Source organism: Allobosea sp. RIT-PG3_2 (assembly GCF_057321085.1).
The window spans coordinates 153,846-177,501 of record NZ_JBXWCA010000006.1; the positions used below are offsets into that span (position 1 = coordinate 153,846).

Sequence of the window (23,656 nt, forward strand, 5' to 3'; positions counted from 1 at the left end):
CCGTGCTGATCTTCTGATTCAAGTGGTGCTCAATCTGATTCAACGCTTTCGCCGAACCCTTTGAGCGGGATCGGTTTTCTAGACTGCGAGATAGCCGCCATCGACCGGCAGGATCGCGCCCGTGATGAACTGCGCCGCATCCGAAAGCAGGAACGCGATGGCGCCGCCGACGTCGCCGGGCTGGCCCCAGCGGCCCATCGGCGTGCGGGCGAGGATCGGGGCGGAGCGTTCGGCGTCCTCGACCAACGGCCTTGTCAGTTCGGTTTCGATCCAGCCGGGCGCGACGGCGTTGACGCGGATGCCGTCAGTCGCCCAGGCGGCGGCGAGCGATTTGGTGAGCTGGCCGATACCGCCCTTCGAGGCCGCATAGCCCGGCGCGAAGGCCGAGCCATGGAAGGTCAGCATCGATGCGATGTTGACGATGGCGCCACCTGCCTTGCCATCGGCCTTGGCTGCGAGCTTGTCCTTTGCGGCGAGGCACATCCGCATGCTGCCGCTGAGGTTGACCTCGATCGTCAGGCGGAAGGCGTCGATCTCGAATTCCTTGCCGCCGCGCTGGATCATGCCGGCGCAGTTCACGAGCGCATCGAGGCGCGGACAGGCCGCGACGATGGCGCCGACCTGATCGTCGCGCGTCACGTCGAGCCGGGCATGGCGGATGGCGGGATGGGCGGGAGCCGCCACGACCTCCTCCTCCGTCAAACCGGTGGCCAGGACCTCGTAGCCGGCCTGGGCGAGGGAGCGGGCGGCGCCAGCGCCGATGCCGCGCGTGCCGCCGGTGACGAGAGCGAATTTGGTCGAAGTCGAGTGTGTCATGGCCCGGAGGCTAGTGCGGCAGGCACCTGTGGGAAAGGGCGCTGCCCGCAGGCCGGCATGTCGCCACGGCCGGGCGCGTCAGCGCCACTCGTATTTCAGGGAGAGCATGGCCCGGCCGCGTGTCTCGTAATCGCTGGCGACGAGCGGGAGCTTGCGCGCCAGCGTGACATCGAAGGAGGTCTGCCAGGGCAGGTCCGCGAGCTTGGCGAGATCGACGGAGAGCTTCATCTCCGGGGTCAGCGCCGAATGCAGGCCATCGCCCGGCGCGAAGACGTAATTGCCGGCCATGGCGAGCTGCGATGTCAGCGTGAGATGCGGCAGCAGTTCCTGGCGGTAGCCGATCAGCGCCTCGCCGATCTGCTCCGGGTTGGAGTAGAGCGAGCTGCCGCCGCCGGTCGCGATGCCCCAGATGAAACCCGCTCCCGAGCCGACCGGCTGGGCCAGCCGCCAGTTCAGCCGCGCATCGCGCGTCGCGCCCACGCTCGCCGGGGCAGACAGCGTGGTCGAGAGCGAGAAGACATCCTTGCCGAGCTTGAAGCCGACGGAGCGATCCTGGGCGGCGCTCATCGTATCCTGCCGCGCGGCGAAACCGTTGCGGACAATGTCGACGGGGATGGGGGTGCGGGCGCGCAGATGCGCGCCGGAGGCTGCGTTCGCGCGGCCGATCGCGGCCAGCGCCGGATTGAAGACGATCGCGTCGGCATCGCCCGCAGTGGGCGGGGCGGCGTCCATTTCGTCGGCGTCCAGATCCTGCAAGGCCGCGCGCGGAATCGGCAGCTGCACGGCATCCGGCGGGGAGGCCTGAGCGGAGGCCGCACCCGGGAGCAAAATGACTGCGAGAAGCAGCGCGGCCGGCGGCATCGCGGCGTTGCCGGCAATGATGAATCTGAACACGTCGTTCGTCCTGTCGCTATGACGAGCGGTAGGTCAGGCTAGGGTGGGAAGGTGCCGATTTTGCGGCAGTGCAGCATAGCCGGCTGCGGCGCACATTGCCCAAAAGCGGCGCTTCCCCCTCGGCCCCGAACCCGCTAGGAAGCGACCAGCCGCGAACCGCGGCCAAAATGCTGCGGTTTCGGATTGTTCTATCTGGAGAGCACAGGGATCATCGCATGAGCAAGATCAAGGTCGCCAACCCGGTCGTCGACATGGACGGCGACGAGATGACCCGCATCATCTGGCAGAAGATCAAGGACACGCTGATCTTCCCGTATCTCGACCTCGAGCTGGACTATTACGACCTCTCGGTCGAGAACCGCGACGCGACCGACGACCAGGTCACCATCGACGCCGCGAACGCCACCAAGAAGCATGGCGTCGCCGTGAAGTGCGCCACCATCACGCCGGACGAAGCCCGCGTGAAGGAGTTCAATCTCAAGTCGATGTGGAAGTCGCCTAACGGCACGATCCGCAACATCCTCGGCGGCGTGATCTTCCGCGAGCCGATCATCTGCAAGAACGTGCCGCGCCTCGTGCCGGGCTGGACGCAGCCGATCGTGATCGGCCGCCATGCCTATGGCGACCAGTATCGCGCGACCGACTTCAAGTTCCCGGGCAAGGGCACGCTCTCGATCAAGTTCGTCGGCGAGGACGGCGCGGTGATCGAGAAGGAGGTCTTCAAGGCCCCCGACGCCGGCGTCGCCATGGCGATGTACAACCTCGACGAGTCGATCAAGGACTTCGCCCGGGCTTCGCTGAACTACGGCCTGATGCGCAAGTACCCGGTCTATCTCTCGACCAAGAACACCATCCTCAAGACCTATGACGGCCGCTTCAAGGACATCTTCCAGGAGATCTACGAGGCCGAGTTCAAGGCCGAATTCGACAAGCTCGGCATCACCTATGAGCACCGCCTGATCGACGACATGGTGGCGTCGGCGATGAAGTGGTCCGGCGGATATGTCTGGGCCTGCAAGAACTATGATGGCGACGTGCAGTCCGACACCGTGGCGCAGGGCTTCGGCTCGCTCGGCCTGATGACCTCGGTGCTGATGACGCCGGACGGCAAGACCGTGGAGGCCGAGGCCGCCCACGGCACGGTGACCCGCCACTACCGCGAGCACCAGAAGGGCCGGGAGACCTCGACGAACTCGATCGCCTCGATCTTCGCCTGGACCCGTGGCCTCGCCCATCGCGCCAAGCTCGACAACAATGCCGAGCTCGCCAAGTTCGCGAGCCTGCTCGAGAAGGTCACGGTCGATACGGTCGAGGCCGGCGACATGACCAAGGACCTCGCCTTGCTGGTCGGTCCCGACCAGAAGTTCCTCTCGACGACCGGCTTCCTCGAGAAGGTCAGCGAGAACATGCGCAAGGCGATGGCGGCCTGAGGCTGCCTTTCCTGCAGATATCATCGGAGCCCGGCCGCGAGGCCGGGCTTTTTTGTCGGCGACTGAGCCACTCGGAACGTGCGGGTCGGCTCGGCGTTATCGCTCACCGACCTTGTGGGAGACGAACGCCGGAGGCACGCCATGCCGAAGATCGATCTCGCCGTCGTGCCCGAGGTAAAAGGTGCGGGCTATCCGCCGCCCTTCGACCAACCCTGTGCGAAGCGGGTCAGGCAGCGGCTGGGCAATGCCGGCGGACTGCAGGATTTCGGCGTGAACCTCATGCATCTGCCGGCCGGCGGCTGGTCCTCGCAGCGCCACTGGCATTCGCATGAGGACGAGTTCGTGCATGTGCTGATGGGCGAGCTGGTTCTTGTCGAGGACGACGGCGAGACGCTGTTGCGCGCCGGCGACTGTGCCGCCTTTCCAAAGAACAGCGGCAACGGCCATCACCTGATCAATCGCTCGGATGCGACGGCGGTCTATCTCGAAGTGGGCTCGCGCTGGCCCGCCGACGTGACCACCTGTTCCGATGTCGATATGATCAGCGCCAACGCTGACGGACGCTTCCTACACAAGAACGGCGAACCTTATCCCGACCGGTAGCGTTATGCTGTTCGAGCCGGCAGCAATCCTCTGGCGACCGGCGGATACGGAGAAGCAAAGATGCCTGAGAACGCCTCGGAACTCGACGACCGGATCGCCATCGCCAGGAAGAATATCTCCGAGCTCATGGAGCAGGCGACCGGTGCATCCGGCGCTGCCGTCGAGGAGAGCCTCGCCACGCGGCTCAACGAGCAGCAGGATCTGCTCAACGACCTGCTGAAGAAGCGCGAGGCGATGGGCTGAAACCTGCCGACCTTTCACGGAGACACGCAGTCATCTCGGGCTTGACCCGGGATCCGTGCCGGAGCGCTGCCGATAGCGGTTCAGGCATGGATCCCGGATCTCCGCTTCGCTCTGTCCGGGACGACCCGCGTTTCGAAGAACGCGCAGCAAGCTCTAGGAGCCCGGCTTGTCAGCCCGAGCGCCTTTGCGGGGCAGAGCCCACATCCCGTCATTCCACGATGACGCGATGGCGCGCGAGGATGCGCAGCCCGCTAACCGGCGCGTTCATCACATAGCGCAACTCGTAGATGCCGGGCTGGTCCGGCGCCTCCAGCACGGCCTCGACATTTTCTGCCGGAAAGAAGCGCGGCCCTTCCGCATCCACAGGCGCATCGGGAAAGACCAGCGCGACGCGGTCGAGTTCGCCGTTCGGGCCGATGCCTCGGACCGGCAATCCCTGGCCCCGACTGACGCGCGCAGGCGCCGCGAGCGTAGCGCTCGGCTCGGTCGTGACGAGCGGCTGGCGCAACAGGATGGCCGGCGCGCCATCCTTCTCGACTGTAAGGCGCAGCTCGTAGGTTCCGGCCAAGCCGGGCGTCGGCAGCACGGGAACCGTGTTCCTCGGTTCGATCACGACGATCGCGGTGGCATCCGGATCATCCGGGCGGGCGATGGCGAGGCGGGCGCCCTGCGGCGGGCGGCTCAGGAAGACGCTGAGCGGCGCGCCCGCGACGATGGTGCGCGCCGCCGAAAGCGCGGGGCCTTCGGCCTTGCGCGGTGTCGGCCTGGTCTGTGCCGCAGCGAGCGCCGGCCAGAGGCCGGCCGCCAGCAGCAGGGCACGGCGGGAGAGGGCGCCGGTCTGGCGCTGCCCGCCGGCCGTCATCAGCCCATCGCGGCCGCGACGGCGTCGAGCGCGGCCTGCGCCTTGCTGCCATCCGGCCCGCCGGCCTGGGCCATGTCGCGACGGCCGCCGCCACCCTTGCCGCCGAGCTGCTCGGACGCCGCGCGCACCAGCGCGACCGCGTCGAAGCGCTCGGTCAGATCGGGCGTGACGCCGACGACGACGCCGGCCTTGCCGTCATCGGCGACGCCGACGATGGCGACGACGCCGGAGCCGACGCGGGCCTTGGCCTCGTCCGCGAGGCTCTTAAGATCCTTCATCTCGATGCCGGTGACGGCGCGGGCCAGGAGCTTCGCCCCGGCGATCTCCCGTACCGGATCCTCGGCCGCACCGCCGCCGCCCATGGCGAGCTTCTTGCGAGCCTCGGTCAGTTCGCGGTCGAGCTTGCGACGCTCCTCGATCAGGGCGGCGAGGCGGTTGCCGGCCTCGGAAGCCGGAACCTTGAGCAGGCCTGCCAGCCCGTCGAGCAGGCGCGATTCCTCGTTGAGGCGGAGCCGCGCGCCGTTGCCGGTCATGGCTTCGAGGCGGCGCACGCCGGCCGCGACGGCGCCTTCGCCGACGATGCTGACGAGGCCGATATCGCCGGTGCGTGCGGCATGGGTGCCGCCGCAGAGCTCGACCGAATAGGCCCGGCCTGCCGGATTCGTGCCCATCGCCACGACGCGGACCTCATCGCCGTACTTCTCGCCGAAGAGGGCGCGGGCACCCGATTCGATCGCCTCGTCGACGCTCATCAGCCGGGTCGTGACCGGCTCATTCCTGAGCACGATGGCGTTGGCGATCTCTTCGACCTCGCGCAGCTCCTCGTCGCTGATCGGCTTGGGATGCGAGAAGTCGAAGCGCAGGCGATCGGGCGAAACGAGCGAGCCCTTCTGCGCGACATGGTCGCCGAGGACGAGACGCAGCGCCTCGTGCAGCAGATGCGTCGCCGAATGGTTGGCGCGGATGGCGGTGCGCCGGTCATGGTCGACGATCAGCTCGACGGCCTGGCCGAGCTTGAGCTCGCCTTCCTTGACGGTGACGCTGTGGGCGAAGACATCGCCGAGCTTCTTCTGGACATCGCCGACCTCGACCAACGTGCCCGGCGCCTTGATCAGGCCGGCATCGCCGACCTGGCCGCCGGACTCGCCGTAAAACGGCGTCTGGTTGACCAGCAGGAAGCCGCTCTCGCCGGCCTTGAGCGATTGCACCTCGGCGTTGTCGCGGATCAGCGCGGTGACCACGCCCTCGGCGGTCTCGGTGTCGTAGCCGAGGAACTCGGTAGCGCCGAGCTTGTCGCGCAGCGGATACCAGAGCGTCTCGGTCGCGGCCTCGCCGGAGCCGGCCCAGGCGGCGCGCGCCTTGGCCTTCTGCTGCTGCATGGCTGCATCGAAGCCCTCCGTATCGACGGTGATCTCGCGGGCGCGCAGCGCGTCCTGCGTCAGATCGAGCGGGAAGCCATAGGTGTCGTAGAGCGTGAAGGCGACGTCGCCCTTGAGGCTCTGGCCGGCGGTCAGATCCTTCGAGGCGTCGTCGAGCAGGGTGAGCCCGCGTGCCAGTGTGGTGCGGAAGCGGGTCTCTTCCAGCTTCAGCGTCTCGGTGATCAGCGCCTCGGCGCGCAGCAATTCGGGATAGGCGCGGCCCATCTCGCGGGTCAGTGCCGGCACGAGCTTGTAGAGCAGCGGCTCCTTGGCGCCGAGCAGCTGCGCATGGCGCATGCCGCGGCGCATGATCCGGCGCAGCACATAGCCGCGGCCCTCGTTCGACGGCAGCACACCATCGGCGATCAGGAAGGACGAGCAGCGCAGATGGTCGGCGATGACGCGATGGCTCGCCTTCATCGGTCCGTCCGCATCGACCGAGGTCAGGTCGGCGATGGCGCCGATCAGGGCGCGGAACAGGTCGATGTTATAATTGTCATGGGTGCCCTGGAGCACGGCGGCGATGCGCTCCAGGCCCATGCCGGTGTCGATCGAGGGGCGGGGCAGGTTGGTCCGGACGCCGCCCGCGGCCTCCTCGTATTGCATGAAGACGAGGTTCCAGATCTCGATGAAGCGGTCGCCGTCTTCCTCGGGCGAGCCGGGCGGGCCGCCCCAGATATGGTCGCCGTGATCGAAGAAGATCTCGGAGCAGGGGCCGCAAGGGCCGGTGTCGCCCATGCGCCAGAAATTGGCCGAGGTCGGGATGCGGATGATCTTGTCGTCGGTCAGCCCGGCGATCTTCTTCCAGAGGGCATGCGCCTCGTCGTCCTCGGAATAGACGGTGACGATGAGCTTGTCCTTGGGGAGGCCGAATTCGCGGGTGACCAGCGTCCAGGCGTGATGGATCGCCTGGTCCTTGAAATAATCGCCGAAGGAGAAGTTCCCCAGCATCTCGAAGAAAGTGTGGTGGCGCGCGGTGTAGCCGACATTGTCGAGGTCGTTGTGCTTGCCGCCGGCGCGCACGCATTTCTGGGCGGTGGTGGCGCGCGAATAGGGGCGCCTTTCCTGGCCCGTGAAGACGTTCTTGAATTGCACCATGCCCGAATTGGCGAACATCAGCGTCGGGTCGTTGCGCGGCACGAGCGGGCTCGACGGCACGACTTCGTGGCCGTTGGACTTGAAGTAGTCGAGGAAGGTCGACCGGATATCGTTGACGCCGCTCATCGGTTCTTGCGCTTCTCAACACGGGCAAAGGGCCGGGTGCGCCCGGCGGGAACGACCGGTTCTAGTCAGGCGGCTCGCCCCTGTCCAGAAAGCTGGTTGCAGCGCACAGGCCGCAAGGCCTCATCTGCTAACGAAAACGGGCGACCCGAAGGCCGCCCGCGTTTCTCAGCACGTAATTCTCGGGCGAGGCAAAGCCGATACCCGGGAATCTCTTGCAGGAGATGCTCGGGTCGAGGCCGAGCAGGACGAAACTGGACTTCTCAGGCTTCGCCTTCGTCGAGATCGTCCGCGCCCGGGGTGGCTTCGTCGAGGATGCGGTCGGCGACCAGGCCGGAGTTCTGGCGGATCGTGGCCTCGATCTTGGCGGCCATGTCGGGATTGGCCTTGAGGAAGGTCTTGGCGTTCTCGCGTCCCTGGCCGAGGCGCTGGCTGTCGAAGGAGAACCAGGCGCCTGCCTTCTCGACCATGCCGGCCTTGACGCCGAGGTCGATCAACTCGCCGACCTTGGAAATGCCCTCGCCGAACATGATGTCGAACTCGACCTGCTTGAAGGGCGGCGCGACCTTGTTCTTGACGACCTTGACGCGAACCTGGTTGCCGGTCGCCTCGTCACGCTCCTTCAGCGTCGAGACGCGGCGGATGTCGAGGCGGACAGAGGCATAGAACTTCAGTGCGTTGCCGCCTGTGGTGGTCTCCGGGCTGCCGTACATCACGCCGATCTTCATGCGGATCTGGTTGATGAAGATGACCATGCAGTTCGAGCGCGAGATCGAGGCGGTGAGCTTGCGCAGCGCCTGGCTCATCAGGCGGGCCTGCAGACCGGGCTGGACATCGCCCATCTCGCCCTCGATCTCGGCGCGGGGCGTGAGCGCGGCGACGGAGTCGACCACGAGCACGTCGATCGCGCCGGAGCGGACGAGCGTGTCGGTGATCTCGAGCGCCTGCTCGCCGGTGTCGGGCTGCGAGATCAGGAGATCGTCGAGATTGACGCCGAGCTTGCGGGCATAGATCGGGTCGAGCGCATGCTCGGCATCGACGAAGGCGCAGACGCCGCCCTTCTTCTGGGCTTCGGCGATGGTGTGGAGCGCGAGGGTGGTCTTGCCCGAGGATTCCGGCCCGTAGATCTCGATCACGCGGCCCCTGGGCAGGCCGCCGACGCCGAGCGCGATGTCGAGGCCGAGCGAGCCGGTCGAGATGGTCTCGATCTCGATCGAGGGCGAGTTCTTGCCCAGGCGCATGATCGAGCCCTTGCCGAAGGCGCGTTCGATCTGGGAGAGCGCCGCATCGAGCGCCTTGGCCTTGTCCATCGAGGAGCCTTCCACGAGCTTGAGATTTGCCTGATTCACGGTTCGGGCTCCTTATGGCAGGGCTACGGGGACATCTCAATGCGTCTTGACAGGAGGATGGTCACGCTTTGTTCCAGGCAGCAAGTTCTTTTTTTGTTCCTTCTGTCAGTTTGTGTCAGGAGGAGCCGAGTAATGGTCGCGCCATGCTCATGGAGCTGACACCAATAGTTGTTCTCGTTCTATTATGCGTTTGATGCATATCAAGCCATGGCATTTCCCATGCCGCGGCCTTTCGTTTCCTGTTATTGCGCCCGGCTTCCGCATTTATTCGCGAAAGTTGCCAACGTGTCTCCCGCCCCTGCACCTGCCGCCCTGAACTCGCCGCGCCGCATCCTGCTCGCCAGCCTGATCGGCACGACGATCGAGTTCTTCGACTTCTACATCTATGCGACGGCGGCGGTGATCGTGTTCCCGAAGCTGTTCTTCCCGGGCGGCGATCCGACCACCGCCATGCTCCAGTCCTTCGCGACCTTCGCCATCGCCTTCTTCGCGCGGCCGATCGGCGCGGCGATCTTCGGCCATTTCGGTGATCGCATCGGCCGCAAGGCCACGCTCGTCGCCGCATTGATGACGATGGGGCTTTCGACCGTCGCGATCGGCCTGCTGCCGACCTATGCCGCGGTCGGCGTGCTGGCGCCGCTGCTGCTGGCGTTGTGCCGGCTCGGGCAAGGCCTCGGGCTCGGCGGCGAATGGGGCGGGGCGGTGCTGCTTGCCACCGAAAACGCGCCTCCCGGAAAATCCGCGTGGTACGGCATGTTCCCGCAGCTCGGCGCGCCCGTGGGCTTCATCTGCGCCACCGGCAGCTTCCTGGCTCTCGATGCGCTCCTCACCGACGAGCAGTTCTTCACCTTCGGCTGGCGCATCCCGTTCATCGCCAGCGCGCTGCTGGTTTTCATGGGGCTCTATGTCCGTCTGCGCATCAGCGAGACGCCGGCCTTCCGCAAGGCGATGGAGAAGCATGAGCGCGTGCAGGTGCCCTTCGTCAGCATCTTCGCCGAGCACAAGCTCGCGCTGCTCTGCGGCACCTTCGCGGCGCTGGCGACCTTCGTGCTGTTCTACCTGATGACCGTGTTTTCGCTGAGCTGGGGCACGACCAAGCTCGGCTTCTCGCGCGACCAGTTCCTGCCGCTGCAGATGATCGGTGTCGTGTTCTTCGGCCTGACGATCCCGGTCTCGGCGGTGCTGGCGGACCGCTTCGGCCGCCGCCAGACCTTGCTGGCGACAACGCTGGGCATCGCGATCTTCGGCTTCCTGCTGGAGCCGCTGTTCGGCTCGGGCAGCACGCTCGGCGTGCTCGCCTTCTTCGTGGTCGGCCTGTCGCTGATGGGCTTCACCTACGGGCCGCTGGGCACGGCGCTGGCCGAGATGTTCCCGACGGCGGTGCGCTATACCGGCGCTTCGCTCACCTTCAATCTCGGCGGCATCGTCGGGGCGTCGCTCGCGCCCTATGTCGCGACCTGGCTCGCGACGGAGAAGGGGCTCGCCTATGTCGGCTACTATCTCAGCCTCTCGGCCGCGGTGACGATCCTGGCGCTGCTCGGGGTCGGGGCGCTGGCCGGGCGTGACGCCAAAGATGCCAGTACAGTGCCGGCGGCGCACTGAGCCAGGTCAGCCGTCATGCTCGGGCTTGACCCGAGCATCTCTTGTAGGAGCAGGCGCAGGACCGCCTCGTCATCCCGGCCGCAGCGAAGCGTAGCGCCGGGATCCATCATGGGGCTCGGCGCTCTTCGATGGATCCCGGATCTGCGCGGCTTCGCCGCCTGTCCGGGATGACGCAGCGGTTCTGCGCCTTATTCTGCCTCGGATTCTCGGGTCTGCGCTTCGCTTCGCCCGAGAATGACGTTCCATGGGAGGGGGCCTTTCAGCCCATCGCCGCCTTCACCGTCTCGACGAGCTGCTTCATGGTGAAGGGCTTGGGCAGGAAGTGGAAGCTCTCGCCCTCCGGCAGGTTCTTGCGGAAGGCCTCCTCGGCATAGCCGGAGACGAAGACGACCTTGGTGTTCGGGTTGCGCTGGCGCAGCTCGCCCAGCAGGGTCGGGCCGTCCATCTCCGGCATCACGACGTCCGAGACGACGAGGTCGATCCGGCCGTCGTTCTTCAGGAAGATGTCGAGCGCCTCGACGCCGGAGGCGGCTTCGTGGACCGTGTAGCCGCGCGACACCAGCATGCGGGCGTTGAGCGCGCGCACCGCGTCCTCGTCCTCGACCAGCAGGATGACGCCGGCGCCGGTATGATCGGCAGCGAGCTTCTTCGGCGCTTCCTTGGCGGCGGCCTCGGCGGCGATCTCTTCCTGGCTCGGGACGTGGCGCGGGAGGAATATCTGGAAGGCCGTGCCCTTGCCGACGGTGGAGTCGACGAAGACGTAGCCGCCGGTCTGCTTGACGATGCCATAGACCATCGAGAGGCCTAGGCCCGTGCCCTTGCCGACTTCCTTGGTGGTGAAGAAGGGCTCGAAGATCTTGTCGAGATGCTCCTGCGGGATGCCGGTGCCGCTGTCCTCGACCTCGAGCAGCACATAATCGTCGGTGGGCAGGGCGGCATGCCCGAAGCTCACGCAGTCCTCACGGGCGACGTTACGGGTGCGCACCGTCAGCTTGCCGCCATTGGGCATGGCATCGCGCGCGTTGACGGCGAGGTTGACGATGACCTGCTCGAGCTGGCCGAGATCGGCCTTGACCGGCCAGAGGTCGCGGCCCTGGCGGACGTCGAGCGTCACCTTGTCGGCGACGACGCGCTTCAGCATCAGCGAGAGATCGGAGAGCACCTCGCCGAGCTCCAGCACCTGCGGGCGCAGCGTCTGGCGGCGCGAGAAGGCGAGCAGCTGCCTGACCAGCGCCGCGGCGCGGTAGGCGTTCTGCTTGATCTGCATGATGTCCGGGAAGGACGGGTCGGTCGGCCGGTGGCTGGCGAGCAGGAACTCGGAGGCGTTGATGATGACCTGCAGCACGTTGTTGAAGTCGTGCGCGATGCCACCGGCGAGCTGGCCGACCGCCTGCATCTTGCCGGCCTGGTCCATGTTGTCGCGCAGCTTGCGCTCGGCCGTGGTCTCGAGCGCGTAGACGATGGCGCGCTCGCCGTCGCCGTCCTCCGAGGCCGCGACGGGGGTGAGGTAGAGCTTGGCCGAGCGGCCATCCTCCCCGGCGAGCGTCAGGTCGAGCGGGTTCACGCCGGCGCTGCCGTCCACGACCTCCGCGAGGGCGCGTTCGAGGCCGGACTCTGGCGCGACCAGATCGTGGATCGTTTGGGGTTGGGCACCGGCCGGCGTCAGGCGGGCGAAGGCCGCGTTGGAGCGCAGGATCGCGCCGGTCTTGTCGACGGTCGCGATCGCCATCGGCGTCGAGTGGAAGAATCGGGCGAAACGGACTTCGGCATCGCTGCCGACGTCGATGCCGGCCTCGCCGGAGGCCCGGTTGAGGACGAGCGTGCGGGAGGGGCCGGCCCGGCCATCCTGCCCGAACGCGACCTGATGATGCAGGCGCACGGGCAGGGGCGCGCCGTTGCGGCGCTTCAGGTCGACGTCGAGAACCTCGACGCGGACATCGCCCGGCTGGCCACGGATCGCCTGGATCAGCGCGGCGGCGGCGGGCGTGCAGATGTCGTCGAGATGCAGGCCGCCCGAGCCGAAGCGGGCGAGATCGAAATCGAGCCAGCTCGACAGCGTGGCGTTGAGGTAGGAGACCTCGCTATCGGCATCGATCGAGATGAATCCCGCCGGTGCGTGGTCGAGATAGTCGATCGCGTGCTGGAGTTCCTGGAAGGCGTTCTCCTGCCGCTCGCGCTCAGGCGTGATGTCGGTGACCGACCAGAGCGTCGCATTGCCCGCCTCACGACGGACCGGCGAGACGCGCACGCGGTACCAGCCGACCTCGCCGCGCCCGTTCAGGGCCGGCTCGAGGCGGACCTCCTCGATCAGGCGGCGGTTCTCGCGGGCTGCGGCCGCAAGCCGGTAGATCGCCTCCGAGACATCGGCGCGGCCGGTGAGCAGCCGCCCGACCGGCTTGATGTCGTTCGCGCCGGTGGCGCCCGCCAGCGCGAGGTAGGTCTCGTTGGCGTAGACGATGTCGTTCTCGCCTTCGGTCACGACGATGCCTTCATCGGCGGCGTCGACGATCGTCTTGGTCAGGTCGTTGCGGGCGGCGCGGCCGGAGAACTGGACCAGGCCGATGGCGAAGGCGAAGAGGCCGAAGACGCCGACCACGGAGAGAATGGCGAGCAGGCCGAGGATGAGCGGCTGCGCCCATTCGTTGGCGATGAAGCCGAGCGCGATGGCGGCGCCGACCAGCAGGCCCGCGACCAGCAGGATGACGCCGATATGGCCCGGCTTGTCGGAGCGATCGATCGTTGTGGTCGCCGTGGTGCCGCTCATGCGGTGAAGTCCGTTCCCTTGCGGCCGCGCCGAAAATTCGCGGCCAACCTTCCTTCGCATCCGTGCCGAGTTAGGCGCGCCGACCCTTCAGGCGCAAGACGTAACCGATGACTTCCGCCACCGCCTGGTAGTGTTCGACAGGAATTTCTTCGTCGATGCGGACGGTAGCATAGAGCGCACGCGCCAGCGGCGGGTTCTCGATGATCGGCACGCGATGCTCGCCGGCGACCTCGCGGATCTTCAGCGCCACGGTGTCGACGCCCTTGGCCAGGCAGAGCGGGGCGGCCATGCCGGGCTCGTATTGCAGGGCGACGGCGAAGTGGGTCGGGTTGGTGATGATCACGGTCGCCTTCGGCACGGCCGCCATCATGCGCTTGCGCACGCGCTGGGAGCGGATCTGACGCAGCTTGGCCTTGATCTCGGGATTGCCTTCGGAGTTCTTGAACTCGTCCTTGAGCTCCTGCTTCGTCATCTTCTGGCGCTGATACCAGGAGAAGCGCTGCCAGCCGAAGTCGCCGATGGCGACGATGGCGAAGAGCGCGAGCACGGAGCCCATCAGCTTGATGGCGAGCGTGAGCGTTGCCGGCATCAGGGCAGCGACGTTCATCTGCACGAAGGCTTCGAGCCGGTCGTGCTGGTTCCAGAGCGTGAACCAGACCACGGCGCCGATCAGCGCCGTCTTGGCGAGGCCCTTGGCGAAGTTGACCCAGGCTTCCTTGCCGAACATGCGCTTGGCGCCGGCCATCGGAGAGAGGCGGCTGAACTTCGGCATCAGCGGCTCGAAGGTCCAGAGCGGCTTGTGCTGGAGCATGGCGCCCACGAGCCCGGCGCAGAGGATGAACGCGAAGGGCATGCCGAGCGCCATGAAGCCGGTCAGCACGCCCTGCCGCGTGACCTGCATGAAGGCTGCGCCATCGGAGGGAACCTGATGGGCGTTCATCAGGAAGGAGCGCAACGACAGCATGGCGTCACGGGCCGACCAGCCGGCGGCCACCAGCAACGCGAGGGTGAAGCCACTGAGCACGAAGAAGGTGCCGATTTCCTGCGATTTGGGTACGTCGCCCTTGTCGGTGGCCTCGTCCAGCTTTCGCTGTGTCGGGTCTTCTGTCCTGTCTTCGTTTTCGGCATCTTCGGACATGGCGCCCTCAATTGCCGGTGAACTGGCGCAGGAAGGCGCCGAGATCGTTCAGGAAGACGCTCATCATCACGCTGACGACGACGAGCAGGACGAGCATGCCGCCGATGATCGAGGCCGGCACGGCGAGGAAGAAGACCTGCAACTGCGGCATCATCCGCGCCAGCACGCCCAGCCCGAGATTGAACAGCAGGCCGAAGACGAGGAAGGGCGCCGATATCTGGATCGCCAGGGCAAAGCCGCGCGCCGCCGACTGCACCGCGAGCGTCAGGATGTCCGTGAGATCGGGCACGCCGCCGGGCGGCAGCAGGCGGTAGCTCTCGTGGATCGCGGCGATGGCGACGTGGTGCAGGTCCGTCGTCAGGACCAGCGTGATGCCGAGCATGGTCAGGAAGTTGCCGATCGACGGGTTCTGCATGCCGCCGGTCGGGTCGACCGTCATGGCGAAGCCGAGGCCCATGGTCTGCGCGACGAGCGTGCCGGCCGTCTGCAGGCAGGCCATCACCAGCCGGGCGCAGACCCCGATGATCAGGCCGACCAGCAATTCGCCGATCAGGAGCGTGACGACGCCGGAGATGTCGGCGGGGATACGCAGGGAAGGGCGCGCCACGGGCAGGATCATCAGCGCGATGAAAAAGGCGAGCGAGAGCCGGCCGCGCGAGAAGATGAAGCGCTCGCCGATGCCCGGCATCAGCATGACGAGCGTGCCGACGCGCGCGAAGACGAGCACGAAAATGGCGCTGAGCTCGGGCAGGATCGCGATCTGCATCGTGCCGCAGGCACCCTTACGCCAGCGCGGGTGCCGCGAGGCTGCTCCGGCCAGGGCCGGCTGCAGTCGCGACAGGCTCATCCGCCCGTGGCGATTCGGACGGCGACTCGCCCCATATAACCCGCCAGCGCGTCACCCATGAACGGCAGAAACAGCAGCAGCGCGGCAAAGACCGCGACGATCTTCGGAACGAAGACCAGCGTCTGCTCCTGGATCTGCGTCAGCGCCTGGACCAGCGAGACGACGAGGCCGACGACGAGCGCGATCACCATCAGCGGTCCGCCGACCTTGAGGAAGACGACGATGCCGTCGCGGGCGACGTCGAGAATGGCTCCGGAGGTCATGATGTTCGTCCGATCGCTGTGTGCATAGGTTTGTTGGGTTTCCCGGCCGTCAGACCGGCATCCGCATGATTTCCTCATAGGCCGCGATGACGCGGTCGCGCACCGCGACCAGCGTCTCGATCGCAGCCTCGCTCTCGGCGACCGCGGTCACGACATTGACGATGTCGGCCCGCCCGCCGGCGACGCTCGCCGTCTGGGTGTCGGCCTTGCGGCCGGCATCGGCGGTGGCGTCGATCGCCTTGCCAAGCAGAGCGGAGAAATCCGGCCCGCCAGCTTCCGCGCCGCCCAGTGCGGGCGGCTTGCGCATCAGATTTCCGGCGCCCATCCCCTGGATGGAGGCATAGGCGCCCGCGGCGAAGCTGGACGTGGCCATGGCGTGCTAACCCTTCAGGCGCGCAGGATGTCGATGGTGCGCTGGATCATCCGGCGCGTCGAAGAGATCAGGTTGAGGTTGGCCTCGTAGCTGCGCTGGGCCTCGCGCATGTCGACCATCTCGACCAGCGAGTTGACGTTGGGCATCGCGACGTCGCCCTTGGCGTCGGCGGCCGGGTTGCCCGGCTCGTGCTTGACCTTGAAGGCGCTCTGATCACGCTGGACCTTGCCGAGCGCGACGAGCTGGGCGTCGAGACTGCGGTCGAAATGACGCTGGAAGGTCGGGACCTTGCGGCGGTAGGGGTCGGCGCCGGCGCGCTCGGGGCCGGAATCGGCGTTGGCGATGTTCTCGGAGATGACGCGCATCCGGCCGGACTGGCTGCGCAGGCCCGAGGCGGCGATGGCGATGCTCTTGATCAGGTCCATGACTCAGCGACCCTTGCCGATCGCGATCTTCATTAGGCCAAGACCCTTGCTGTAGAGCGAGGCGGCCAGCTGGTAGTCGGACTGGTTCTGCGCGACCTTGAGCATCTCGTCCTCGAGGTTCACGGCATTGCCGTTCGGGGTGGTCTCGAAGCGGGGGGCGCCGGTGCCATCGAAGCCGCCATTGGCTGTGGACAGACTCATATGCCCGACGCTGGTGCGGGCAAGCGCGACGCCGGCGCGAGCCGGGTCGGCGCTCGGCGGCTTGAGGTCGGCCGGGCGGAAGCCGGGGCTGTCGGCGTTGGCGACGTTTTCGGAGAGGATCTTCTGGCGCGATTGCTGGTATTGCATGCGCAGCTTCAGCGCCTGCATCAGGCCGCCGCCGATGCTCAAGCCGTCATTCGCCATGGCTCCAGCCCCTCGTTCCGCTGCCGGTTACTAGGCAAATCCTGCCGGGCTCATGGTTAACAGCGGGTTAACCTCCTTGCATTTCGCAGGTCCGGTTAACCACGCGTTCACCATGTTTCCCGATAGTGAAAGCGTTATGCTATAGCCAAGGTGTTGAACCTCGTGCGGAACTTCGGCCGCCCGAGGCCGTCGTCGAAGATGAGGCAGACCTTGCAGAGCTTGTTCGGATTGGAACTCTCGACCGCGCAGAAGGTGATCGTCGCCTCTGTCGTCATCCTTGTACTTCTCGCCCTGCTCGGACTTTTCGTGCGACAGATCCAGGGCGGCCGGTTGCGCCTGCGGGGCCAGGCCGGGGGGCGCCAGCGCCAACCCCGGCTCGGCGTCGTCGACACTTACGATCTCGACCGCCAGCGGCAGCTCGTACTGATCCGGCGCGACAACATCGAACACCTCGTCATGATTGGCGGCGCCTCCGACGTCGTCGTCGAGACGAATATCATGCGCAGCGGGGGCAGGGCGGCGTCCCCGAGCTACGTCGACACGGCGATGCCGGACCGCCCGCTGCCGCCATTCGACACGCTCGTTCCTCCGGCCGAGCCCGCGCTGCGAACCGGCGAGGATGTCCGCAAGGCCGGCGCGATCGTCGAAGCGCCCGATGTCCTGCCCCCGTTGCCGAGCCGCCCGTCCTCGGCTCACGGCGACATTGCCGCCGCTGCAGCAGCCAGCGCCGGTGTTGCCGCTGCTCTCGGCTTCCCCGATTCGGAACCGCCGCCGGCACCAGCAAAGCCTGTGGCGCCTCCGCCGCCGCTGCCGGTGACATCCGTCACGACCGGGCCGGCGCCGAGCTTCGCACGCGAGCATGCTCCGGCCCCGGCCGTCAGCGCCGGTGAGCTCGACGACATGACGCGCCAGCTCGAGGAGGCGCTGAAGCGCCCCTTCTCGGCCGTGCGCCCCGCCAATCTTCCAGGCGAGCCCCCGCAGGAAAGCATGGCTCCGCCGGTGAGATCGCCCGCCGCAGCGGTCAAGCCTGCCGAGAAGCCCATCGTCGAAGCGCCGAAGCCTGCCCTCGAGCCGTTCCAGCACGTGGCGCAGCCACCGATACCGGAGTTCAAGCCGGAACCCAGGCCTGAGCCGAAGACCGAGTTCAAGCCGGAGCCTGCGCCCATCCCGACGCCGACCCCACCCCTTGCCCCTGCGCCGCGCCAGCCGATGCTCGCCAGCGACGTCGAGGCAGAGCTGGCGGCTGCGCTTGGCCTGACGCCGGAGCGTGCGACTCCGACGGCCTTCGCACCCGTTCCCAAGGTGCCGGAGCCCAAGGCATCCGAAGCCAAGGTGCTCGAAGCCAAGGCTGCTGAAGTGAATACGCCCGAACCCAAGCCCGCCGAGGCGAAGGTCTCGGAGCCGGCCAAGCCGGAGCCACAGCCGGCGGACGTTCCCGAGCCTGCCGTCGAGGCCAAGCCGGTGCCCGGCGAGTCTGCGTCGCTCATCGACACTGACGAACTCGATGAAGCCTTTGCCGCCGTCGAGAAGCCCACGCCCGAGGCGAAGCCGAAGGCCGACAAGCCGGCCGAGACGGAATCGAAGGAAATCGACCCGTTCTCGGTCGATGCCATCGAAGCCGAGTTCGCTCGTCTGCTTGGGCGCGATCCCAAGGCGAAATCCTGAGCGGATAGCGGACTGAAGGCTGTCGCCAGTCTGGCGGCGGCGACCATCAACAGGAATGTCGGGCCTCTGGCCTGCAGGCGCCGCGCAACCGTTGCGCGGCGTTTTCGCGCGACTAGCTTCGTGCTGTCCGATCGCGTGAGTCGGACGTAGCGACGGCCGCGCGTGACACCCAGTTCCAGACCCGTGAGACGCTATCGATACGGCCGCGCCGCGCTGGCTGCGATGGTGCTGCTCACCCTGCAGGCCAGCCCGGCGCTGGCGCAAACGCTGTCGCTCGATCTCGGGCAAGGCGGAGGCGTCGCCGAGCGGGCGCTTCAACTCATCGCCGTCATCACGGTGCTGTCGCTGGCACCGTCGATCCTGATCATGGTGACGTCGTTCACCCGGATCGTGGTGGTGCTGTCGCTGCTGCGCTCGGCGCTGGGCACGCAGACCGCGCCGCCGAATGCCGTGATCATCGGGCTCTCGCTGTTCCTGACCGGCTTCGTCATGGCGCCGACGCTGCGCGAGGCCTACACAAATGCGGTGCAGCCGCTGGTCGCGGGGCAGATTCAGCCGCAGGAGGCCTATAACCGCGGCGTGGTGCCCTTCAAGACCTTCATGCTCCGGCATGTCCGCGAGAAGGATTTGTCGCTCTTCCTCGACATGTCGCAGGGCCCGCGGCCGCAGCAGCCGCAGGATGTCGGTGTCGAGGTGCTTGTGCCGGCCTTCATGATCTCGGAGCTGCGGCGTGCCTTCGAGATCGGCTTCCTGCTGTTCGTGCCCTTCCTGATCATCGACCTCGTCGTCGCCTCGATCCTGATGTCGGTGGGCATGATGATGCTGCCGCCGGTGACGGTGGCGCTGCCGTTCAAGCTGATCTTCTTCGTGCTGGTCGACGGTTGGGGGCTGGTGACCAGTTCGTTGGTCAAGAGCTACGGCGTCGGGGGGTGACGAGCAGGGTCGTCAGCGCTTCCTTGCGATTTCATAGACCCGCGACCGTTCGCGCTTGCCGATCACGACGACGACGATCGGAACCTCTTCGTCCTCGACACGGTAGACCAGCCGGTAGCCGGCGGCGCGTAGCTTGATCTTGTAATGGTCGGGCAGGCCGTGAAGAGCATCGGCCTGCACGCGAGGATTCATCAGCCGCTCGGCCAGTTTCCTCTTGAACTGCTCGCGCAGGGTCGCGCCAAGCTTGTCCCACTCCTTCCGTGCCGAGGGCAGGAATGCGAGCCTATAGGTCGTCAAGGCTGACGGGCTTGCTCTTCTCGTTCGCCCGCGCCTTGGCGACCTCTATGAGTGCCTGATCGTCAAGCGCGTCCATCATCGCCTCATAGGTCTCGGCGGGTACCATATAGGCCATGACACGATTGTGGTTCAGGATCGCGATGGGGTTGCCCCGCGCGCCGGCGACGACGGCGGTCGGATTCTTCTTGAGATCGGAAACGCTGACCGCGATCTCCGCTTCGACACGTTGCATGGTCCGACCTCCGGCTATCCTGAAGCAGGAGTTTTATATAGCACGAAATTTAGACCTATGTAGCGCTCTATTTAGGTTCGGCCGAGTCCTTCAGCTCACCACGACACGACCGCGCTGGACGCGCAGGCTGAGCGAGCCGTTCTTGAGCGCCAGCGCCTTCTCGCCGAAGACTTCCCGCCGCCAGCCCTTGAGCGCGGGCACGTCCGAAAGCTCGTCGGACGCGATGGCCTCCAGGTCGTCGCTGGTGGCGATGATCTTCGGCGCGACGCGCTCGGCATCGGCAACCGCCTTGAGCAGCACCTTGAGCAGGTCGAGCACGGCACCGTTGGTCGGCCGGCCGCGCTCGCGCTCCAGCCGAGGCAGGGTCTTCGGATCGATGTCCGCGGCGCGTTCGATCGCGGCAAGGACCTCGGCGCCGTTGCGCGAGCGCTCGAAGCCGTTGGGGACCGAGCGCAATTCCGCCAGCCCTTCCGTGGTGCGCGGGCCGCGCTGGACGATATCCATCAGCGCGTCGTCTTTCAGCACGCGCTGGCGCGGCACGTCGCGGGTCTGCGCCTCCCGCTCGCGCCAGGCGGCGAGCTCCATCAGGACCGGCAGCTCGCGCGGCTTGCGGACGCGGCCCTTCAGGCGAAGCCAGGCATTCTCCGGCTTGACCTCGTAGGTCCCGGGCGAGCTCAGCACCGCCATTTCCTCGGCAACCCAGCTCTCGCGGCCGCTGGCATCGAGATCGGCCTGCAGCGCGAGGTAGATATCGCGGAGATGGGTGACGTCCGACTCGGCATAGGAAAACTGAGCCTCGGTCAGCGGGCGCCGCGACCAGTCGGTGAAGCGCGAGGACTTGTCGATGCGGGCCTTGGCGAGGTCGTTGGCGAGCTGCTCGTAGCCGACCGAGTCGCCATAGCCGCAGACCATGGCGGCGACCTGCGTGTCGAATAGCGGGACGGGCAGCACCCGGCCGAGCAGCCAGACGATCTCGAGATCCTGCCGGGCGGCGTGGAAGACCTTCACCACGGCGTCGTTGACCATCAGCCCGAAGAAGGGGGCGAGATCGAGATCCGGCGCCAGCGGGTCGACCAGAACCGCCTCTTCCGGCGAAGCCAGCTGGATCAGGCACAGCTTCGGATAATAGGTCGTCTCGCGCAGGAACTCGGTGTCGACCGTCACGAAGGGATGGGCGGCAAGGCGATCGCAGGCGGCGGAGAGTTCAGCGGTGTCGGAGATCAGATGCATGGCTTTCGGCTCTTAGCAGACAGCGAGGCCGCATGTCGCGGGCGTTCTTGACATTCCGCGCCCGCGCGTGTGGTTAGCCTCAAGTTTCGGCTGGCGTTCGCGCCGGCACCCGACGCATTTCCGAAAGACCGATCCCGTGACCCTCCATCGCTATCGTTCCCACACCTGCGGCGCGCTCCGTGAGAGCGACATCGGCCAGAACGTGCGCCTGTCCGGCTGGTGCCATCGTATCCGCGACCATGGCGGCGTGCTCTTCATCGATCTGCGCGACCATTACGGCATGACGCAGGTCGTGATCGATCCGGATTCTCCGGCCTTCGCCGATGCCGAGACACTGCGCTCGGAATGGGTCGTGCGCATTGACGGCAAGGTCAAGGCCCGTCTCGCCGGTACCGAGAACGCCAATCTGCCGACCGGTGCGGTCGAGGTCTTCGCGACAGGGATCGAGGTGCTCGGTCCTTCGGCCGAACTGCCGCTGCCGGTCTTCGGCGATCTCGAATATCCCGAGGATACCCGCCTCAAATACCGCTTCCTCGACCTGCGTCGTGAGAAGCTGCACAACAACATCATGCTGCGCACCAAGGTCATCGACTCCATGCGCCGCCGCATGAAGGATTCGGGCTTCTCCGAATTCCAGACCCCGATCCTGACCGCGTCCTCGCCGGAAGGCGCGCGCGACTTCCTCGTGCCGAGCCGCCTGCATCCCGGCAAGTTCTACGCGCTGCCGCAGGCGCCGCAGCAGTACAAGCAGCTCCTGATGATGGCGGGCTTCGACCGCTACTTCCAGATCGCGCCCTGCTTTCGCGACGAGGATCCGCGCGCCGACCGCCTGCCCGGCGAGTTCTACCAGCTCGACGTCGAGATGAGCTTCGTCGAGCAGGAGGACGTTTTCGCGACGATGGAGCCAGTCATCACCGGGGTGTTCGAGGAGTTCGCGGAGGGCAAATCCGTCACCCGCAACTGGCCGCGCATCCCCTATGCCGAGGCGATCGCCAAATACGGCTCCGACAAGCCGGACCTGCGCAACCCGCTCATCATGCAGGACGTTTCCGAGCATTTCCGCGGTTCGGGCTTCAAGGTTTTCGCGCGCATCCTCGAAGGCGAGAAGAACCGCGTCTGGGCTATCCCGGCGCCGGGCGGCGGCAGCAGAGCCTTCTGCGACCGGATGAACTCCTGGGCGCAGGGTGAGGGGCAGCCGGGTCTTGGCTACCTGATGATCAAGGAAGACGGCGAGGGCCAGGGGCCGATCGCCAACAACATCGGGCCGGAGCGGGTCGCTGCCATCGTCGCGCAGATGGGGCTGAAGGGCGGCGACGCCTGCTTCTTCGTCGCAGGCGATCCGGAGAAGTTCTACAAGTTTGGCGGCAACGCCCGCAACAAGGTCGGTTCCGAGCTTGGGCTGATCGACGAGAACGCCTATGCCTTCGCCTGGATCGTCGACTTCCCGATGTTCGAGTACAACGAAGACGAGAAGAAGGTCGATTTCTCGCACAACCCCTTCTCGATGCCGCAGGGCGGCTTGAAGGCGCTGACCGAGGAAGACCCGCTCTCGCTCAAGGCCTTCCAGTACGACATTGCCTGCAACGGCTACGAGCTGGCGTCCGGCGGCATCCGCAACCACCGCCCCGAGGCGATGGTGAAGGCCTTCGAGATCGCAGGCTATGGCGAGGAGACGGTGGTCGAGCGCTTCGGCGGCATGTATCGCGCGTTCCAGTACGGCGCCCCGCCGCATGGCGGCATGGCGGCCGGCATCGACCGCATCATCATGCTGCTGGCCGGCGCGACGAACCTGCGCGAGGTCGCGCTGTTCCCGATGAACCAGCAGGCGGTCGACCTGCTGATGGGGGCACCGGCCGAGGCGTCGCCCAAGCAGCTTCGCGAGGCGCATCTGCGGATCAACGCTCCCGAGAAGAACGGCTGACATCGATGGCCTCTCTGCCTACCGGGCGGGCGCTTCCGCTCGCCTGCCTCCTTGCGCTGTCGCTCGGCGCCTGCGTCGCCGGCCATGCCGACACCAGCGCCGGACGCGCCTCGGCGCTGGCGACGACGGTGTCGCGGGCGAGCGCCTGCCGGGCCGGAACACCGCAGCGTGCGACGCTCGATCGCTTCCTCTCGGCCGAGAAGGCGCGCGGGGCGAGCGACGAGCAGCTGGCCGCGGCGCGCTCGGCCTATATCAGCGTCTCCGAAGCCGAGACGATCAATCAGGGTGTCCGCCCGCAGCCCTGCACGGCCGAGGAACGGGCCGAACTGAAGGAGCGTATGGGCCGCATCCGCGCCGGAAATTTCGACGCCTCCTGAGCCGCTGCCATGCCCATGACGACCTTCAAGCCATTCGCCACCGGGCTTCTGCTCATAGGCCTTGCTGGTTGCACGACCGCGGCTGGGCCGCTGCCCGGCACTGTCGAATATGCCGCCGCGACGGTTTCGCGCGCCTATGATTGCGGCCTGCGTGTCGACCGCAGCCGGATCATCGCCCGGCTCGACCGGCAGGATCGCCAGCGCTTCGTCGATGCCAATGCCGGCTACGCGGTAAAATCCTACAAGGCGCCGCATCGCTGCGACGCGAGCGAGCGCGAGCGCGTGCAGGGCGAGATCGGCACGCTCGCCCGCCGCTAGAGCCTGCTGCGTTTTGGTGGAAAGGCTGGT

General features: G+C 66.7%; 24 protein-coding genes. 9 read left to right on the top strand and 15 right to left on the bottom strand.

Annotated elements, in window-relative coordinates; genetic code table 11:
• Positions 1 to 78: 78 nt before the first annotated feature.
• Both AC2FAN_RS18275 and AC2FAN_RS18280 read right to left on the bottom strand, forming a co-directional pair.
• Entirely contained in the window at positions 79 to 816 is a 738-nt protein-coding gene (locus AC2FAN_RS18275; RefSeq protein WP_485175824.1) for an SDR family NAD(P)-dependent oxidoreductase, read from the bottom strand.
• A gap of 78 nt (positions 817 to 894) precedes the next feature.
• The gene (locus tag AC2FAN_RS18280) at positions 895 to 1,710 is read right to left on the bottom strand and encodes a hypothetical protein (RefSeq protein ID WP_485175825.1); all 816 of its coding nucleotides are present in this window, start codon (positions 1,708 to 1,710) and stop codon (positions 895 to 897) included.
• A gap of 215 nt (positions 1,711 to 1,925) precedes the next feature.
• Between AC2FAN_RS18280 and AC2FAN_RS18285 the strand changes: the two genes are divergently transcribed.
• The 3 genes from AC2FAN_RS18285 (at position 1,926) to AC2FAN_RS18295 (ending at position 3,986) form a co-directional block, all read left to right on the top strand.
• Positions 1,926 to 3,140 (top strand): NADP-dependent isocitrate dehydrogenase, encoded by a 1,215-nt coding sequence (locus tag AC2FAN_RS18285; protein ID WP_485175826.1) that lies wholly within the window; start codon positions 1,926 to 1,928, stop codon positions 3,138 to 3,140.
• 141 nt (positions 3,141 to 3,281) lie between these two features.
• On the top strand, positions 3,282 to 3,743 hold the full coding sequence (locus AC2FAN_RS18290) for a cupin domain-containing protein (protein WP_485175827.1): 462 nt from the start codon (positions 3,282 to 3,284) through the stop codon (positions 3,741 to 3,743).
• Positions 3,744 to 3,803: 60 nt separating this feature from the next.
• Positions 3,804 to 3,986 (top strand): hypothetical protein, encoded by a 183-nt coding sequence (locus AC2FAN_RS18295; protein ID WP_476804809.1) that lies wholly within the window; start codon positions 3,804 to 3,806, stop codon positions 3,984 to 3,986.
• A 208-nt stretch (positions 3,987 to 4,194) separates the two neighbouring features.
• Here the strand turns inward: AC2FAN_RS18295 and AC2FAN_RS18300 are convergent, their stop codons facing one another.
• The 3 genes from AC2FAN_RS18300 to recA all read right to left on the bottom strand — a co-directional run bounded on the left by AC2FAN_RS18300 (position 4,195) and on the right by recA (position 8,836).
• Positions 4,195 to 4,848 carry a hypothetical protein gene (locus AC2FAN_RS18300; protein ID WP_265054006.1) on the bottom strand — a complete coding sequence of 218 codons (654 nt, stop codon included), beginning with the start codon at positions 4,846 to 4,848 and terminating at the stop codon, positions 4,195 to 4,197.
• Positions 4,848 to 7,490: an alanine--tRNA ligase gene (gene alaS / locus AC2FAN_RS18305; protein ID WP_485175828.1), complete on the bottom strand. Its 2,643-nt coding sequence runs from the start codon at positions 7,488 to 7,490 to the stop codon at positions 4,848 to 4,850. Before alaS ends, AC2FAN_RS18300 begins: the two co-directional genes overlap by 1 nt.
• 260 nt (positions 7,491 to 7,750) lie before the next feature.
• A complete protein-coding gene (gene recA / locus AC2FAN_RS18310; RefSeq protein ID WP_320109561.1) occupies positions 7,751 to 8,836 on the bottom strand; it encodes a recombinase RecA in 1,086 nt (361 codons plus the stop codon).
• A gap of 285 nt (positions 8,837 to 9,121) precedes the next feature.
• On the opposite strand from recA, the gene AC2FAN_RS18315 reads away from it, so the two are divergent.
• Positions 9,122 to 10,438 carry an MFS transporter gene (locus AC2FAN_RS18315; protein ID WP_485175829.1) on the top strand — a complete coding sequence of 439 codons (1,317 nt, stop codon included), beginning with the start codon at positions 9,122 to 9,124 and terminating at the stop codon, positions 10,436 to 10,438.
• A gap of 259 nt (positions 10,439 to 10,697) precedes the next feature.
• Here AC2FAN_RS18315 and cckA read toward each other — a convergent pair whose 3' ends face one another.
• The 7 genes from cckA to AC2FAN_RS18350 form a co-directional block, all read right to left on the bottom strand.
• Positions 10,698 to 13,202, bottom strand: coding sequence for a cell cycle histidine kinase CckA (gene cckA, locus AC2FAN_RS18320; protein ID WP_476804805.1), 2,505 nt, complete (start codon positions 13,200 to 13,202; stop codon positions 10,698 to 10,700).
• Between the two features lie 70 nt (positions 13,203 to 13,272).
• Entirely contained in the window at positions 13,273 to 14,340 is a 1,068-nt protein-coding gene (flhB, locus tag AC2FAN_RS18325) for a flagellar biosynthesis protein FlhB (RefSeq protein WP_485175830.1), read from the bottom strand.
• A gap of 7 nt (positions 14,341 to 14,347) precedes the next feature.
• Positions 14,348 to 15,106 (bottom strand): flagellar biosynthetic protein FliR, encoded by a 759-nt coding sequence (gene fliR, locus AC2FAN_RS18330; protein WP_265054856.1) that lies wholly within the window; start codon positions 15,104 to 15,106, stop codon positions 14,348 to 14,350.
• A 77-nt stretch (positions 15,107 to 15,183) separates the two neighbouring features.
• Positions 15,184 to 15,450: a flagellar biosynthesis protein FliQ gene (gene fliQ, locus AC2FAN_RS18335; RefSeq protein WP_265054002.1), complete on the bottom strand. Its 267-nt coding sequence runs from the start codon at positions 15,448 to 15,450 to the stop codon at positions 15,184 to 15,186.
• Positions 15,451 to 15,499: 49 nt separating this feature from the next.
• Positions 15,500 to 15,823, bottom strand: a complete 324-nt coding sequence (fliE, locus tag AC2FAN_RS18340; RefSeq protein ID WP_485175831.1) for a flagellar hook-basal body complex protein FliE — start codon at positions 15,821 to 15,823, stop codon at positions 15,500 to 15,502.
• A gap of 14 nt (positions 15,824 to 15,837) precedes the next feature.
• On the bottom strand, positions 15,838 to 16,248 hold the full coding sequence (flgC, locus tag AC2FAN_RS18345) for a flagellar basal body rod protein FlgC (RefSeq protein ID WP_265054000.1): 411 nt from the start codon (positions 16,246 to 16,248) through the stop codon (positions 15,838 to 15,840).
• Positions 16,249 to 16,251: 3 nt separating this feature from the next.
• The gene (locus AC2FAN_RS18350) at positions 16,252 to 16,653 is read right to left on the bottom strand and encodes a flagellar basal body rod protein FlgB (RefSeq protein WP_485175832.1); all 402 of its coding nucleotides are present in this window, start codon (positions 16,651 to 16,653) and stop codon (positions 16,252 to 16,254) included.
• Positions 16,654 to 16,863: 210 nt separating this feature from the next.
• Here AC2FAN_RS18350 and AC2FAN_RS18355 point away from each other — a divergent pair, with 210 nt between their 5' ends.
• Together AC2FAN_RS18355 and fliP are read left to right on the top strand one after the other, a co-directional pair.
• Positions 16,864 to 18,318, top strand: a complete 1,455-nt coding sequence (locus AC2FAN_RS18355) for a hypothetical protein (protein WP_485175833.1) — start codon at positions 16,864 to 16,866, stop codon at positions 18,316 to 18,318.
• 162 nt (positions 18,319 to 18,480) lie between these two features.
• Positions 18,481 to 19,251, top strand: a complete 771-nt coding sequence (gene fliP, locus AC2FAN_RS18360; protein WP_442864998.1) for a flagellar type III secretion system pore protein FliP — start codon at positions 18,481 to 18,483, stop codon at positions 19,249 to 19,251.
• A gap of 12 nt (positions 19,252 to 19,263) precedes the next feature.
• Here the strand turns inward: fliP and AC2FAN_RS18365 are convergent, their stop codons facing one another.
• The 3 genes from AC2FAN_RS18365 to rnd form a co-directional block, all read right to left on the bottom strand.
• Positions 19,264 to 19,548 carry a type II toxin-antitoxin system RelE family toxin gene (locus tag AC2FAN_RS18365; protein WP_265053997.1) on the bottom strand — a complete coding sequence of 95 codons (285 nt, stop codon included), beginning with the start codon at positions 19,546 to 19,548 and terminating at the stop codon, positions 19,264 to 19,266.
• Positions 19,535 to 19,780, bottom strand: a complete 246-nt coding sequence (locus AC2FAN_RS18370; protein WP_485175834.1) for a type II toxin-antitoxin system Phd/YefM family antitoxin — start codon at positions 19,778 to 19,780, stop codon at positions 19,535 to 19,537. The genes AC2FAN_RS18365 and AC2FAN_RS18370 overlap by 14 nt, the downstream gene beginning before the upstream one ends.
• 90 nt (positions 19,781 to 19,870) lie before the next feature.
• The gene (rnd, locus tag AC2FAN_RS18375) at positions 19,871 to 21,010 is read right to left on the bottom strand and encodes a ribonuclease D (RefSeq protein ID WP_265053995.1); all 1,140 of its coding nucleotides are present in this window, start codon (positions 21,008 to 21,010) and stop codon (positions 19,871 to 19,873) included.
• 136 nt (positions 21,011 to 21,146) lie between these two features.
• Here rnd and aspS point away from each other — a divergent pair, with 136 nt between their 5' ends.
• Genes aspS through AC2FAN_RS18390 form a run of 3 tightly spaced genes read left to right on the top strand, consistent with a single transcriptional unit; the run spans position 21,147 to position 23,626 of the window.
• Positions 21,147 to 22,931 (top strand): aspartate--tRNA ligase, encoded by a 1,785-nt coding sequence (gene aspS / locus AC2FAN_RS18380; RefSeq protein ID WP_265053994.1) that lies wholly within the window; start codon positions 21,147 to 21,149, stop codon positions 22,929 to 22,931.
• 5 nt (positions 22,932 to 22,936) lie between these two features.
• A complete protein-coding gene (locus AC2FAN_RS18385; RefSeq protein WP_485175835.1) occupies positions 22,937 to 23,308 on the top strand; it encodes a hypothetical protein in 372 nt (123 codons plus the stop codon).
• A gap of 9 nt (positions 23,309 to 23,317) precedes the next feature.
• Positions 23,318 to 23,626 (top strand): hypothetical protein, encoded by a 309-nt coding sequence (locus AC2FAN_RS18390; protein ID WP_485175836.1) that lies wholly within the window; start codon positions 23,318 to 23,320, stop codon positions 23,624 to 23,626.
• The last annotated feature ends 30 nt before the right edge of the window (positions 23,627 to 23,656 follow it).